This is a genomic window from Pseudomonas sp. 22085 (genome assembly GCF_052045815.1).
In the GTDB taxonomy this organism is placed as follows: domain Bacteria; phylum Pseudomonadota; class Gammaproteobacteria; order Pseudomonadales; family Pseudomonadaceae; genus Aquipseudomonas; species Aquipseudomonas glycinae.
Genome location: NZ_JBQEQA010000005.1, coordinates 177,795 through 192,160, shown reverse-complemented (window position 1 = coordinate 192,160; position 14,366 = coordinate 177,795). Strand labels below are relative to the sequence as shown.

Genomic DNA, 14,366 nt, shown 5'->3' with positions numbered 1-14,366 from the left:
AACTTCACCCTTGTAGACCGTCCTGCCCACCCCCATATTGGGGCGACTGACGCGTGAAGGAATCCAAATTGAGCGAACTTCTCAACCGCCGCCTGGCTCTGCTCGGCGAGCGCGCTAACCTCTCTCTGCTTGAGCAGTGCCTTCACGGTATCGAACGTGAATGCCTGCGGGTGACCGGCGAAGGCCGCCTGGCCCAAACGCCGCACCCTGAAGCCCTGGGTTCCGCGCTGACCAACGAACAGATCACCACCGACTATTCCGAGTCGCTGCTGGAGTTCATCACGCCCGCCCTGCCAGACCCTGCCGATACCCTGGCGAGCCTGGACAAGATTCATCGCTTCGCCTACAGCAAGCTCGGCAACGAGTACCTGTGGAGTCCATCGATGCCGTGCCCGTTGCCGGCCGAGGAAGACATCCCGATCGCCTATTACGGCACCTCCAACATCGGTCAGCTCAAGTACGTCTACCGCAAGGGCCTGGCACTGCGTTACGGCAAGACCATGCAGTGCATCGCCGGGATTCACTACAACTTCTCCCTGCCGGAAAAACTCTGGCCGCTGCTGAAAGAAGCCGAAGGCTTCGTCGGCACCGACCGGGATTTCCAGTCGTCGTCCTATATTGCGCTGATCCGCAACTTCCGGCGCTACAGCTGGTTGCTGATGTACCTGTTCGGTGCCTCGCCGGCACTGGACGCCGGTTTCCTGCGCGGTCGTGCGCATCAGCTGGAACAGCTGGATCTGGACACCCTGTACCTGCCCTACGCCACCAGCCTGCGCATGAGCGACCTCGGTTACCAGAGCAACGCCCAGGCCGGACTGACCCCTTGCTACAACGACCTGGCGAGCTACACCGACAGCCTGCGCAAAGCGGTGGCCACGCCGTACGCGCCGTACGTCGAAGTCGGCACGCACCAGGATGGCGAGTGGGTGCAACTGAACACCAACATCCTGCAGATCGAAAACGAGTACTACTCGAACATCCGCCCGAAACGCGTGACCTATACCGGCGAGCGGCCGATCCAGGCCTTGATGGCCCGTGGCATTCAGTACGTCGAAGTGCGCTGCCTGGACATCAACCCGTTCCTGCCGATGGGCATCGACCTCACCGAGTCGCGCTTCCTCGACGCGTTCCTGCTGTACTGCGCGCTGAACGAAAGCCCGCTGCTGACCAACAACTCCTGCGGCAACGCCACCTCCAACTTCCTCAGCGTGGTCAAGGAAGGCCGCCGTCCGGGCCTGCAATTGCAGCGCGACGGCCAACCGGTCGAGCTGAAGGAATGGGCCGCCGAGCTGCTGGAAAAAATCGCTCCGCTGGCAGCGCTGCTGGATCAAAGCCACGGCGGCGATGCCCACAGCAAGGCGCTCGATGCGCAACTGGCCAAGGTCAAGGATTCGTCCCTGACGCCTTCGGCCCAGGTGTTGGCAGCCATGGCCACGCACAAGGAAAGCTTCGCGCAATTCTCCCTGCGCCAGAGTCAGGCTCACGCCGAGTTCTTCCGCAGAGAGCCGTTGGCGGCTGAAGAACAGGCGAAGTTTGAAGAACTGGCGCGGTCTTCGCTGGCCCAACAGGCTGAGCTTGAGCAGAACGAGGTGGGCGATTTCGACGTGTTTGTCGGGTCGTATCAGGCGAGCATTTTGGCGATCAGCAACTGACATCAGAAGGTTCTTTGATCGTTCCCACGTCGAGGCGTCGAACCGTCTGCGTGGTAACGCCTCAATGGACGCTCCGCGTCCAAGTGACGCGGAGCGTCACGAGCTGCATTCCCACGCAGAGCGTGGGAACGATCAAAAAAAGCCTCAAGGGACGCTCTGCGTCCCAGTGACGCTCCGCGTCACAAGCTGAATTCCCACGCAGAGCGTGGGAACTATCAAATACCCCCGGCTTAGATTTTTCCGCTCATAAGCTCATTCTAAAAAGTTATTTATTTTTAGATTCTTAGATCATTTAGTCTCCTTTCACGCCGACGCTCGGTCGCCTGATATGGAGCTCTTGAATGAAACTGAATTTCCCGCTTCGCCTGCTGGCCGTGGCCTCTCTGGCTGCTGCAAGTTTCCTGGCTCAGGCCGCCGACCTCACCGTCGCCTACCAGACCACCGTTGACCCGGCGAAAGTCGCCCAGGCCGACGGCGCCTATGAAAAAGCCACCAAGGCCGACATCAACTGGCGCAAATTCGATAACGGTGCCGACATCATTGCCGCCATCGCTTCCGGTGACGTGCAGATCGGTTACCTCGGTTCCAGCCCGCTGACCGCTGCGATCACCCGCAAAGTCCCGGTGGAAACCTTCCTCATCGCCACTCAGATCGGCGCCGCCGAAGCACTGGTCGCCCGCGACGGCTCCGGCATCAAGACGCCGCAGGATCTGGTCGGCAAGAAAATCGCCGTGCCGTTCGTGTCCACCGGTCACTACAGCCTGCTGGCCGCGCTGAAGCACTGGAACATCGATCCATCGAAAGTCACCGTCATCAACCTCGCCCCGCCAGCGATCATTGCTGCGTGGAAACGCGGTGACATCGACGCTACCTACGTTTGGGATCCGGCGCTGGGTGTGGCCAAGGAAAACGGCAAAGTGCTGATCACATCCGGTGAACTGGCCAAGTTCGGCGCGCCGACCTTCGACGCCTGGATCGTGCGCAAGGACTTCGCCGAGAAACACCCGGAAATCGTCACCGCATTCGCCAAGGTCACCCTCGACGCCTACGCCGACTACCGCAAGGATCCGAAAGCCTGGCTGGCCAACCAGAGCAACGTCGACAAGCTGGTGAAGCTTTCGGGCGCCAAGGCCAGCGACATCCCATTGCTTCTGCAAGGCAACGTCTACCCGCTGGCGGCGGATCAGGTCAGTGACCTCGGTGCACCGACCACCAAGGCCATCACCGACACCGCTGCGTTCCTCAAGGAGCAAGGCAAGGTCGAAGCGGTACTGCCGGACTACGCGCCGTACGTCAGCGCCAAGTACATCACCAACTGATCGGGAGTTAATCGCGATGGCCTTGCTACAGCTGGAGCGCATCAGCGCACAGTATCCCGGCAGCCCGGAACCGGTACTGTCCGACATTTCCCTGACCCTCGGCCCTCAGCAATTGCTGGTGGCCCTCGGCCCGTCCGGCAGTGGCAAGACTTCGCTGTTGAACCTGATTGCCGGTTTCGTCGAACCGAGCGCCGGCCGCATCACCCTCGACAACGTGCCGGTCAAAGGCCCGAGCGCCGAACGCGGCGTGGTGTTCCAGGACGACGCCCTGCTGCCCTGGCAGGACGTGCTGGCCAACGTGGCTTTCGGTCTGGAACTGGCCGGTGTGGCCAAGGACAAACGCGAACAGCGCGCCCGGGAAATGCTCGCGCTGGTCGATCTTTCCGGTTTTGAACACCGTCGCATCTGGCAGCTTTCCGGCGGCCAGAAGCAACGTGTCGGCCTGGCCCGCGCCCTCGCGGCGGACCCGCGTGTGTTGCTGATGGACGAGCCCTTCGGCGCCCTGGATGCTTTCACCCGCGAACAGATGCAGGAGCTGTTGCTGCAAGTCTGGCAACGCACCGCCAAGCCGGTGTTCCTGATTACCCACGGCATTGAAGAAGCGGTGTTCCTCGCCACTGACCTGATTCTGCTGGCGCCGAATCCGGGGCAGATCGTCGAGCGCCTGCACCTCGACTTCGGCCAGCGCTACGCCGCCGGTGAGTCGGCACGAACCATCAAATCCGACCCGCGTTTTATCGAAACCCGCGAACACGTGCTTGCCAAAGTGTTCTCGCAACGCAGCGCCGTTCAGCGGCAGGAGCGCGCATGAGCAGTTACGACGTTTCCGCCACCGCCGTGAAACCCGCCGCCACGTCGGTGGTGATTCCCGTGCGCCGCAGCCTCAGCACCCGCTGGATCAGCCTGCTGACCCTGTTCGCGTTGCTGGTGATCTGGTGGGCCGTGACGGCCACTGGCCTGATCGAGCCGCTGTTCCTGCCGCCACCGTCCGCCGTACTGCAAAAAGGCTGGTTGCTGGCGACCACGGGCTACATGGATTCGACGTTGTGGCAGCACTTGGGCGCGAGCCTGAGCCGCATCGGTCTGGGCCTTGGTTTTGCGATTTTGACCGCAGTGCCGGTGGGCATTGCCATCGGCGCCAACCGCATCGCCCGTGGCGTGCTCGATCCGCTGATCGAGTTCTACCGGCCGATTCCGCCACTGGCTTATCTACCGCTGATCGTGATCTGGTGCGGCATCGGCGAGTTGTCGAAAGTGCTGCTGATCTATCTGGCGATTTTCGCCCCGATCGCGATTGCCACCGCCACCGGCGTGCGCACCGTCGACCCGGCCAAATTGCGCGCCGCACAGTCGCTGGGCGCCACCCGCGCGCAACTGATCCGCCATGTGATTTTGCCAAGCGCCCTGCCGGACATTCTGACCGGTGTGCGCATTGGCCTCGGTGTCGGCTGGTCGACCCTGGTCGCCGCCGAACTGATCGCGGCCACCAGCGGCCTGGGCTTCATGGTGCAGTCGGCTGCGCAGTTCCTGGTCACCGATGTGGTGGTGCTGGGGATTCTGGTCATCGCCCTGATCGCCTTCGCGATGGAGATGGGCCTGCGCGCCCTGCAACGCAAACTGGTGCCGTGGCACGGCCAGGCCCACTGATTTTTCAGCACTGACTACCCCGACAGTTTCGGGGCCCCGGAATTGAAGAGAACCACCATGAGCAGCCTGAACATCACCCCGTTAAGCTCGGCCCTCGGCGCACAGATCAGCGGCGTCGACATCAGCCAGCCGCTGAACCTGGAACAGCGCGACGCCATCGAGCAGGCGCTGCTCAAATACCAGGTGCTGTTCTTCCGCAATCAGCCGATCGAACCTTCGCAACAGGCGCGTTTCGCCGCCTGCTTCGGCGACCTGCACATTCATCCGATCTACCCGAACGTGCCGGAACAGCCGGAAGTGCTGATCCTCGACACCGCCGTCACCGACGTGCGCGACAACGCGATCTGGCACACCGACGTGACCTTCCTGCCGACCCCGGCCATGGGTGCGGTGCTCAGCGCCAAGCTGTTGCCGGAGTTTGGTGGCGACACGTTGTGGGCCAGCGGGATCGCTGCGTACGAAGCGCTCTCGGCGCCGATGAAAGCGCTGCTCGAAGGGCTGACCGCGACTCACGACTTCACCCGCTCGTTTCCGCTGGAGCGCTATGGCAACACGCCGCAGGCACTGGCGCAGTGGGAAGAGGCGCGGCGCAAGAATCCACCGCTGTCGCATCCGGTGATTCGCACGCACCCGGTGAGCGGACGGCGTTCGCTGTTCGTCAACGAAGGGTTCACGTCGAAGATCAATGAGCTGTCGGAGACCGAGAGCGAAGCGGTGTTGAAGTTTCTGTTCGCGCATGCAACGCGGCCTGAATTCACCATTCGCTGGCGCTGGCAGAAGGACGACATTGCGTTCTGGGACAACCGCGTGACGCAGCATTACGCCGTGGATGATTACCGTCCGGCGCGGCGGGTGATGCAGCGGGCTACGGTGTTGGGGGATGTGCCGTTTTTTCGTTGAGCCTTTACGTTGATCGTTCCCACGCTCTGCGTGGGAACGCCTCTACGGACGCTCCGCGTTCGGCTTGGCAGGGGACGCGGAGCGTCCCGGGCTGAATTCCCACGCGGAGCGTGGGAACGATCTGTGTGTCGTTATTCTGCTGTCGAAGGCTTCTCCCAAAGATTGATCCCACCTTCCTGGGCAAACCGGTCAATCTCTGCCAGTTCCTCCGCACTGAAGCTCAAATTCTTCAACGCCCCAACGTTCTCGACAATCTGCTCCGGCCGGCTCGCGCCAATCAGCGCCGAAGTCACCCGCGGATCCCGCAGTGTCCACGCCAATGCCAATTGCGCCAGGCTCTGCCCGCGACGCTTGGCGATCTCGTTCAGCGCCCGAACGTGAGCGATGTTGGCCTCGGACAAGTGCGAAGCCTGCAACGAACCACCGCCCGGACGGTTGACCCGCGCATCCGCCGGCACGCCGTTGAGGTACTTGTCGGTCAGCAGGCCTTGCGCCAGCGGGGTGAACGCAATCACGCCGGTGCCGAGTTCGTCAGTGGTGTCGAGCAGGTCCTTTTCCACCCAGCGGTTGAGCAGGTTGTAGGCCGGTTGGTGGATCAGCAGCGGCACTTTCCACTCTTTGAGCAACGCGGCGATTTCGCGGGTTTTCACCCCGGAGTACGACGAGATGCCGATGTACAGCGCCTTGCCCTGCTGCACCGCCGTGGCAAGGGCGCTGGCGGTTTCTTCCAGCGGGGTGTCCGGGTCGAAGCGGTGCGAATAGAAGATATCCACATAGTCCAGACCGAGGCGTTGCAGGCTCTGGTCGAGGCTGGCCAGCACGTATTTGCGCGAACCGCCGCCCTGGCCGTAAGGGCCGGGCCACATGTCCCAACCGGCCTTGCTGGAGATGATCAGTTCATCGCGGTACTGCTTGAAGTCTTCGCGCAGCAGACGGCCGAAGTTGATCTCGGCGCTGCCGTAGGGCGGGCCATAGTTGTTGGCCAGGTCGAAGTGGTTGATGCCCAGGTCGAACGCCGTGCGCAGCAACGAGCGCTGGGTGTCGATCGGCGTGCTGTCGCCAAAGTTGTGCCACAGGCCCAGCGACAGCGCCGGCAGCACCAGACCGCTGCGTCCGACGCGGCGGTAAGGGATGGAGTCATAGCGGTTTTCGGCAGCGGTGTAAGTCATCGAATCCTCTCTTGTCGGTCTTGAATCAGGTGTCGATTGCTACGCAAATCTGTTGCCGGGCCGGGCGAGGCCAAGGTTCTGGCGCAAGGTCCGGCCCTCGTATTCGGTTCTGAACAGCCCACGCCGTTGCAGTTCCGGGACCACGCCATTGGCGAAGTCTTCGAGCCCGCCGGGCAGGTGCGGCACCAGCACGTTGAAACCGTCCGCCGCGCCCTGCTCGAACCATTCCTGCAAACGGTCGGCAATCTGCGCCGGAGTGCCGACGACGCTGTAATGCCCGCGACCGCCAGCGATTCTGCGGCCCAGTTCGGCCAGGGTCAGATGCTCGCGGCCGGCCAGTTCGGTCAGCAGTTTCTGTCGACTTTGCTGGCCGCTGTCAGTCAGCGGCAATTCCGGCAGCGGCCCGTCCAGCGGGTACTTCGACAGATCGAAGTTGCCCAGCATACGCCCAAGCAGGGCGATGCCCACCTCGGGTTCGACCAATTGCTGAAACGTTTCATATTTTTCCTGCGCTTTGGCTTCCGTCTGCCCGACCACGACAAACACGCCGGGCATGATTTTCAGCGAATCGGCACTGCGTCCGTACTTCGGCAAGCGTCCCTTGAGGTCGGCGTAAAACGCCTGAGCGCTGGCCAGTGAGGTCTGCGCGGTGAACACCACTTCGGCCGTCTGCGCCGCCAGTTCACGCCCGGTTTCCGACGAGCCGGCCTGCACGATCACTGGCTGCCCCTGTGGCGAACGCGCGACATTCAGCGGGCCTTTGACCCGGAAGTGCTCGCCAACGTGATTCAGCACATGCAGCTTTTCCGGGTCGTAATACGCGCCGCTGGCTTTGTCGCGGAGGAAAGCATCGTCCTGCCAACTGTCCCAGAGACCCGTGACCACCTGATGAAATTCCCGGGCGCGGCTGTAGCGTTCGGCATGGCCGATGTGTTCGTCGCGGCCAAAATTCTGCGCTTCGGCGGCGTTGTCCGAGGTCACCAGATTCCACCCCGCTCGCCCGCCCGACAGGTGATCGAGCGAAGCGAACTTGCGCGCCACGTGGTACGGCTCGTTGTAACTGGTGGTGGCGGTGGCGATCAGGCCGATGTGCTCGGTCACTGCGCTCAACGCCGAGAGCAACGTCAGCGGTTCGAAGTGATCCGAACGGGCCATGCGGCTGGCGATGTCCTGGGTCGGGGCGGCGACGCTGTCGGCGACGAACAAGGTGTCGAACTTCGCCGCCTCGGCAATCTGCGCCAAGCGTTTGTAATGGGCGAAATCCAGTCCGGCGTTGGCCGGTACGTCCGGATGACGCCACGCGGCAACGTGGTGCCCGGTGGCCATGAGAAACGCGCCAAGTTTCAGCTGTCGGCTCATCTCAGAAGTCCTTGCGCAGTTGCACGCCGAAGTAGCGCTCGTCGTCGCGAGGCACAGCGCGGTAGATGTAGTTGCCACCGCTGGCGAGCAGCGGCGAATACGACTTGTCGGAGAGGTTCTTGCCGAGCAACGCCACGCGCCAGCCGTTGGTGTAATCGGCCAGGGCCACGCTGGCATTCCAAAGGCCGTAGGCGCCCTGTTTGGTGTCGGCGTTCTGGCTGATGTCGTACTGCACTTCGCTCTGCCAGCTGTAATCGGTGCCGAGTTCGATATCCAGGCCGTTATCCAGCGGGATGGTGTAGTCGGCCCGCACGTAGCTTTTCCAGTCCGGGCTGAACGGCAGCGGTTTGCCGTTGACGTTGCACGACGCCGCCGCGCCCGCCGGGCAGGCGAACTCGTCGATGCGGGCGCGGGTGTAGGCCAGCGCGCCGGAGAACTTCAGTTGCTGGGTCGCCTGCAGGGCGAAATCAAGTTCCACACCCTCGGTGCTGACGCTGCCGGCGTTGATCAGGCGCGTTACGACTTGCCCGGCGACGGTGTCGAAAAAGTTCGCCTGGTAGTTGTCGTAGTCGCTGTGGAAAACCGCGAGGTTGGTGGTCAGGCGATTGTTCCAGGACGAGGCTTTGATCCCCGCCTCCCAGGTGTTGGAGGTTTCCGGTTTCAGCGCTTCGGTATCGCGCGGCTGCATGTTGAAGAACACGTTGTAGGCCGGGCCTTTGTAGCCGCGCGAGTAAGTCAGGTAGGTGGTGACGGTATCGCTCAGGTCGTACTGCAAACCGAGCCGGCCGGACCAGCCGTCCTCGTCCACCGAACCGGAACTGCGGGTGGCCGGTTGAATGCCGCTGACCGTGGTGGCGGACGTGGAGACGCGACGGTGATCGTATTCCAGATCGTCGTGGGTGTAGCGCAGGCCGGCGATGCCACGAAAGTCCGAGGTGAAATTCAGCGTGCTCTCGCCGAACACCGCGTAGCTGTCGCTGGTGGTGCTGTAATCGGCGACGCCGCGATCAGTGCGCGTGGTGGTCGTCAGGGTGCGCTGATAGGTTTCCTCGTCCTTGCCGTGCATGTAGAACAGGCCGCCGACGTATTCGAGGAACTCGCCTTTCGGCGACGCCAGCCGCAGCTCTTGCGAGTACTGATCGAAGGCCAGATCGCCCTTGTCCGCCGTGCCGGGGAACGCAGCCGTCACCGTGCCGAGGCGGTCGCCATCCTGATACTGAGTGTTGTCCCAGCCGCGCCACGCGGTAATCGAGGTCAGGGTGTAATCCCCCAGTTGCCAATCGAGCTGGCCGGACAGGCCCTTGTTGGTGTCCTCGACGTGGGAGCGGGTGTCGGTGTTGATGTCGCGGTTGTGGCTGGTGGCGCCGACCGGGCTCAACGCGTTCGCGAAGGCCGGGGTCAGAGCCTTGGTCACGACGCCGTTGGGGCCGTCATCGTGGGACTGCATGTAGTCGGCGATCAGGGTGAAGGTGATGTCGTCGTTCGGAGTGAATTCCAGTTTGCCGCGCACGCCACGATGGTTATAGCCGTTGACCTCCTGACCGTTGTGCTGGTTGTCGACGTTGCCGTCGTACGTGCCGAACAAGGTGCTGATCGAGCCCTTGAGCGTGTCCGGAATCAGACTGCCGCCGATGCCGAAACGGGTGCGGCTTTCGTTGCCGCTGTAGTACGACTGATCGATGTAGCCGTGGGTCTCGGCGGTCGGCGCCTTGCTGGTGATGTTCAGCACGCCGGCCGAAGCGTTCTTGCCGAACAGCGTGCCTTGCGGGCCGCGCAGAACTTCGACGCGTTCCAGGTCCAGCAGGTCAAGAGTGGACTGGCCGGGACGGGCATAGACCACGCCATCGATCACCGTGGCCACGGTCGGCTCCACACCTGGCGAGGTGGAAATCGTCCCCACGCCACGCACGAACAACGAGGTGTCCTTGTTCGATGCGCCGGTGCGGAAATTCAGCGACGGCACTTGCTGGACGATGCTCGCCACGCTGTTGCGGTTGTCGCGTTCCAACTGCTCGCCGTCGATCACCGACACCGCCACCGGGACCTTTTGCAGCGACTCTTCGCGGCGGGTGGCGGTGACCGTGACGGACTTGAGTGTCGGCTCCTGATCGGTGCTGTCGGCGGCGAACGCGGAAGGCAGCGGCAGCGCGGCCAGCCCGGTGAGTAGCCAGCCCGCAGCGCGGATCGATTGCGCCAGTTTGTGTGTCGCCCCAGGAATGTTGTGCATGTTTGCCCGCTCGGAAAGTTGCCCTGAACCGCTGCCGTTCTGCGACGACAGCGCCTGTCTCGGTGTCTTGGGCATTCGCTCGAGCGAGTAGCAGACAACGCGCTTTGTTAGCGCTAACATCCCCAGTATCGGCAAGCCGGACATAGACCGTCCAATACTGAAAAATTACTTTTATATGCGTTTTGGTTTTTAAGAAGGATCGAGCCTTGAGCGAAGAAAAGCCCCGCAAACGCCGTGGCGCCGGTCGCGTGACCCTCAACGCGGTGGCGCGCCAGGCCGGTGTTTCGGCGATTACCGTATCGCGCTACTTCAACCAGCCGGAACAGGTCTCGCCCGAACGCCGCGAACGGATCGCGGCGGTAGTCGCCGAACTGGGTTATGTGCCGAACCTGGTGGCCGGCGGACTCGCCTCTGCACGGGGGAAAATCGTCGGCATGGTGATCCCGAATATTTCCGGGCCGATCTTTGCCAACACCATTCATGGCTTCAGCGACACCCTCAGCCGTCACGGTTATCAGCTGATGCTGGCATCGAGTTACTTCAGCACCGAGCAGGAAGAAAACGCCGTGCGGGCGTTCCTCGGCTGGTCGCCGGCGGCGCTGGTGGTGACCAGTCACTTCCACAGTCCGGGCACGGAAAAGATGCTCGCCGAAGCGGATATTCCGGTGATCGAAACCTGGGATTACCAACCGGATCGCGAGCCGATGCAGATCGGTTTTTCGCACTTTGAAGTGGGGGTCAGTGCCGCTCGTTATTTGCACGGCAAAGGCTACCGGCGAATCGCCTTCGTGCAGAACAGCGCCCCCGGCGACTTCAGCGCACTGGAACGCCGCGACGGTTATGCGGCGACCGTGCGTGAGTTAGGACTTGAACCCTGGGTATTCGCACCCGCCGCCGATCGCGCCCCGTTTGAGGCCGGCAAGCAAGCGATGGAAGCACTGATGAACGCCTCACCGCGCCCGGACGCCATCATCTTCGCCAACGACAACCTCGCCGCCGGCGGCCTGCTCGCCGGACAACGCGCCGGCCTAAAGATCCCCGAAGACTGCGCCGTCCTCGGCTTCGGCGACTACCCGTTCGCCGAGATGCTGCTGCCGAGCCTGAGCACGATCAAACCTCCCGCGCTGGAGATTGGCGTATTGGCGGCAACCCGGGTGCTGGAAAGTCTGGGCGTGCTGCCGAGTGATGAGGTGCAGCGGTTGAATCTGCTGCAATGCACGGTCATTGAGCGGGAAAGTACCTGACCCAGAGACTCGCTCTAACGGCATGGGAGTCAGATCGAAAAATATGGGGTGATATCAAACTCGACTACATCCCAAACGCCTCCGGCGTATTCCGGGTTGTCGAGATGAGCACCAATATCCCGCACCTGCGGCAACGACTCGCGATCCGCGACCAGTCCCGCAAAGTGCAATGCCAGTGCTTCTTGAATGTTGCTGATAGCTTCAGCGGCTGTACCGCCTGCCGAGTAACAACCCGGAATGTCGGGGACGATCACTCCGTAGTCTGAGTCGGAATCCTTATGCAGAACGACCGGGAATTTCATTAGAGCCCCTTCCTGTACACCCGTAGATGCAGCGCACTATAGGTGTAACCACCAATCAGAAAGCTAAATTACACATCTTGAAATCGATCGTTACGTGAAGATCTGATGCAGCTCGCAGTCTGGATGACATAGACAGAGCGTCATGGTCAGCCGGCGGAGAGATACGAAAAGAATGGGCTGGTTTGGCTATGCTCTAAAAGGACACCGAGCTGGACGAATCACAGGTAAACGAACCCACCAGGCGAAACCCACCATGCACACCGCAATCATCATCTTCTTCGGCCTGATCCTGCTGGCATTGATGTTTTACATCGGCGAGCGCATCGGTTTCAGTCGGCAGACGCTGGCCTATGGTTTCGCGGCGTTGTGGCTGGCGTTGACGGTGATCAATGGTGCGGTCGGCGTGGTCCACGCCGGGCAGCCGTTGGGTTCGGAGATTGCGATCGGCAGCGCCGTGTATGGCGTGCCGCTGGCGGCGATGGTGTTGTTCATGGTGCTGAGCGCCGAGACCTGAAGCCGTCTCGGCGCCCTGCCCCGATCAACGCACCAGATGCAGGAACTGCATGTGCCGTTCGTACTGGTCGAGGATGTCGTTGATGATCTGCTCTTTGGTGTAACCGACCAGATCGTAGTCCTGACTGCCCTCGCTCAAGTGCACTTCAGCGCGGTAGTAGCGGCGATTGTTGAGCTGCTTGGAGCCCATGCCGCCACGGGCGAACGACGGCGTGAAGTAGCCGCGCATCTGCACCTGGTAGATGAACGGATGCTGCTCGCCGTGACCGATTTCCAGGCTGACGCTGTCGTGCGCCGGATCCGGTTGGGTGACCACGTTCAGGCCTTTCTCGGCGAACACGGCCGTCACTTCTTCGATGGCCGGCTTCACCGTGGTGTCCATGAAGCGGTACACCTCGTCCCGCGACGGGAAGTGCACAGCCTGGCTCAGGCGCTGGCGCCAGCCGCCCTTGCCACGCCGTGAACCGGACACCGGCGCCAGCGAATGCAGTTGCGCGATCTGCTTCTGCGACTCCAGATAGAACGCCTTGTGCAGGCCCCACATCATCAGCAGCAGAATCAGCGAGAACGGCAGCGAGGTCAGCACCACCGCCGACTTCAACGCATCGATGCTGCCGGAGAACAGCAGCGCACTGGTCACCAGCGCGGTCATCGCGCCCCAGAACACCCGCAGCCATTTCGGCCCATCTTCATCCGGGTTGCCGCCCTTCGCCGACAGGGTCGAGAGCACCACGGTGCCGGAGTCGGCGGAGGTGACGAAGAACACGAAGCTGATGAACACCGTCACCGCGATGACAGTCTTGCTCCACGGATAGGTTTCCAGCAGCAGGTAGAGGGTCATCGACGGGTTGTCGAGGGCCGACATACCCAGCGCCGACATACCGTGATTGAGCACCTGGTCGATGGCGCTGTTGCCGAAGATCGACATCCACGCCAGGGTGAAACCGAGCGGAATCAGCAGCACGCCGAAGACGAATTCGCGGATGGTCCGGCCACGGGAAATCCGTGCGATGAACAGGCCCACAAACGGCGACCATGCAATCCACCAGGCCCAGTAGAACACCGTCCAGCCGCCGAGCCAGTCGCTCGGTTTGTCGTAGGCGTAGAGGTCGAAACTCTTCATCGGCAACGCGCCGAGGTAGTCGCCCAGGTTCTGGATCAGGGTATTGAGCAAATGCTGGGTGGGGCCGGCGAACAACACGAACAGCAGCAGCGCACAGGCCAGCAGCATGTTGATGTCGGACATGACCCGCACGCCTTTATCCACACCGGAGACGGCGACGATGATCGCTGCGCCCATCATCAGCGTGATCAGGCCGACCTGAATCCACTGGGTGTGGGCGATGCCGAACAGGTAGTCCAGACCGGAGTTGAGATGGAGCACACCGAAGCCCATGTCCGCACCGAGGCCGAACACCGTGGCGATAATGCCGAAGCCGTCCACTGCGTAGCCGATGGGGCCGTTGATGCGTTTGCCGATCAGCGGATACAGCGCCGAACGCAGGGCCAGCGGCAGGTTATGCCGGTAGGCGAAATACGCCAGCGCCATGCCGACAAAGGCGAACACGCCCCAGCCGTGCAGGCCCCAGTGCAGAAACAGAATCTGCATCGCCTGACGCGCCGCCTCCGCCGTGCCGGCCTCGCCTTGCGGCGGCTGGAGCATATGGGTCAGCGGTTCGGACACACAGAAGAAAAACAGCGTGATGCTGATCCCGGCGGCGAACAGCATGCCGGCCCAGGACAGGTAACTGAATTCGGGTTCGTCGTGGTCGGCACCGAGTTTGATCTTGCCGTAGCCCGATAACGCGGTGACCACCACGAAGACCAGATACAGGGTCATCGCGAGCATGTAGTACCAGCCGACCGTGTTGGCCGCCCAGTTTTGCGCTTCGAGAAGCCAGGCGCCGGCCTGTTCCGGCATGGCGATGACCGTCAGGCCGAACAGCAGGATCACCGTCGCGGCGAACCAGAACACCGGCGGATTCATGCGTACCAGACCGCTGGCGGGGGTGGACGATGCACTCATGAACGGTG

Annotated in this window: 11 protein-coding genes and 1 pseudogene; 7 read left to right on the top strand and 5 right to left on the bottom strand. The window is 62.2% G+C overall.

The features are described 5' to 3' along the window. Positions 1–68: 68 nt before the first annotated feature. The 5 genes from gshA to tauD all read left to right on the top strand — a co-directional run bounded on the left by gshA (position 69) and on the right by tauD (position 5,518). Complete coding sequence (gene gshA / locus ACTJK7_RS07655) at positions 69–1,652, top strand: glutamate--cysteine ligase (protein WP_440780475.1); 1,584 nt, start codon at positions 69–71, stop codon at positions 1,650–1,652. Between the two features lie 341 nt (positions 1,653–1,993). Continuing rightward, positions 1,994–2,971, top strand: coding sequence for a taurine ABC transporter substrate-binding protein (gene tauA, locus ACTJK7_RS07650; protein ID WP_323150589.1), 978 nt, complete (start codon positions 1,994–1,996; stop codon positions 2,969–2,971). 16 nt (positions 2,972–2,987) lie between these two features. Then, the gene (tauB, locus tag ACTJK7_RS07645) at positions 2,988–3,782 is read left to right on the top strand and encodes a taurine ABC transporter ATP-binding subunit (RefSeq protein WP_440780473.1); all 795 of its coding nucleotides are present in this window, start codon (positions 2,988–2,990) and stop codon (positions 3,780–3,782) included. After that, a complete protein-coding gene (tauC, locus tag ACTJK7_RS07640; protein WP_064382739.1) occupies positions 3,779–4,618 on the top strand; it encodes a taurine ABC transporter permease TauC in 840 nt (279 codons plus the stop codon). Before tauB ends, tauC begins: the two co-directional genes overlap by 4 nt. Before the next feature lie 57 nt (positions 4,619–4,675). Continuing rightward, positions 4,676–5,518 carry a taurine dioxygenase gene (gene tauD, locus ACTJK7_RS07635; RefSeq protein WP_323150588.1) on the top strand — a complete coding sequence of 281 codons (843 nt, stop codon included), beginning with the start codon at positions 4,676–4,678 and terminating at the stop codon, positions 5,516–5,518. A 131-nt stretch (positions 5,519–5,649) separates the two neighbouring features. On the opposite strand, the gene mgrA is transcribed toward tauD, so the two are convergent. The 3 genes from mgrA to ACTJK7_RS07620 are packed head-to-tail and all read right to left on the bottom strand — an operon-like array spanning position 5,650 to position 10,273. Beyond that, positions 5,650–6,687 (bottom strand): L-glyceraldehyde 3-phosphate reductase, encoded by a 1,038-nt coding sequence (gene mgrA, locus ACTJK7_RS07630; RefSeq protein ID WP_011331956.1) that lies wholly within the window; start codon positions 6,685–6,687, stop codon positions 5,650–5,652. Between the two features lie 39 nt (positions 6,688–6,726). Further along, a complete protein-coding gene (locus ACTJK7_RS07625; RefSeq protein WP_108559085.1) occupies positions 6,727–8,046 on the bottom strand; it encodes an LLM class flavin-dependent oxidoreductase in 1,320 nt (439 codons plus the stop codon). Position 8,047: 1 nt separating this feature from the next. Beyond that, a complete protein-coding gene (locus ACTJK7_RS07620) occupies positions 8,048–10,273 on the bottom strand; it encodes a TonB-dependent receptor (protein WP_108559083.1) in 2,226 nt (741 codons plus the stop codon). Positions 10,274–10,479: 206 nt separating this feature from the next. Here ACTJK7_RS07620 and ACTJK7_RS07615 point away from each other — a divergent pair, with 206 nt between their 5' ends. Next, positions 10,480–11,517: a LacI family DNA-binding transcriptional regulator gene (locus ACTJK7_RS07615; RefSeq protein WP_108559081.1), complete on the top strand. Its 1,038-nt coding sequence runs from the start codon at positions 10,480–10,482 to the stop codon at positions 11,515–11,517. Positions 11,518–11,555: 38 nt separating this feature from the next. Here the strand turns inward: ACTJK7_RS07615 and ACTJK7_RS07610 are convergent. Beyond that, positions 11,556–11,819: pseudogene (locus ACTJK7_RS07610) on the bottom strand (type II toxin-antitoxin system HicB family antitoxin); the annotation flags it as partial. Positions 11,820–12,072: 253 nt separating this feature from the next. Between ACTJK7_RS07610 and ACTJK7_RS07605 the strand changes: the two are divergent. Continuing rightward, a complete protein-coding gene (locus tag ACTJK7_RS07605) occupies positions 12,073–12,333 on the top strand; it encodes a hypothetical protein (protein WP_007952727.1) in 261 nt (86 codons plus the stop codon). Between the two features lie 24 nt (positions 12,334–12,357). On the opposite strand, the gene betT is transcribed toward ACTJK7_RS07605, so the two are convergent. Beyond that, positions 12,358–14,319: a choline transporter BetT gene (gene betT, locus ACTJK7_RS07600; RefSeq protein ID WP_162831787.1), complete on the bottom strand. Its 1,962-nt coding sequence runs from the start codon at positions 14,317–14,319 to the stop codon at positions 12,358–12,360. Positions 14,320–14,366: the final 47 nt, after the last annotated feature.

What these genes read in the sequence shown, in the direction of transcription:
- tauA (WP_323150589.1), top strand. Translation starts at nt 1,994, where the DNA reads ATGAAACTGAATTTCCCGCTTCGCCTGCTGGCCGTGGCCTCTCTGGCT.
- tauB (WP_440780473.1), top strand. Translation starts at nt 2,988, where the DNA reads ATGGCCTTGCTACAGCTGGAGCGCATCAGCGCACAGTATCCCGGCAGC.
- tauC (WP_064382739.1), top strand. Translation starts at nt 3,779, where the DNA reads ATGAGCAGTTACGACGTTTCCGCCACCGCCGTGAAACCCGCCGCCACG.
- tauD (WP_323150588.1), top strand. Translation starts at nt 4,676, where the DNA reads ATGAGCAGCCTGAACATCACCCCGTTAAGCTCGGCCCTCGGCGCACAG.
- mgrA (WP_011331956.1), bottom strand. Translation starts at nt 6,687, where the DNA reads ATGACTTACACCGCTGCCGAAAACCGCTATGACTCCATCCCTTACCGC.
- ACTJK7_RS07625 (WP_108559085.1), bottom strand. Translation starts at nt 8,046, where the DNA reads ATGAGCCGACAGCTGAAACTTGGCGCGTTTCTCATGGCCACCGGGCAC.
- ACTJK7_RS07620 (WP_108559083.1), bottom strand. Translation starts at nt 10,273, where the DNA reads ATGCACAACATTCCTGGGGCGACACACAAACTGGCGCAATCGATCCGC.
- ACTJK7_RS07605 (WP_007952727.1), top strand. Translation starts at nt 12,073, where the DNA reads ATGCACACCGCAATCATCATCTTCTTCGGCCTGATCCTGCTGGCATTG.
- betT (WP_162831787.1), bottom strand. Translation starts at nt 14,319, where the DNA reads ATGAATCCGCCGGTGTTCTGGTTCGCCGCGACGGTGATCCTGCTGTTC.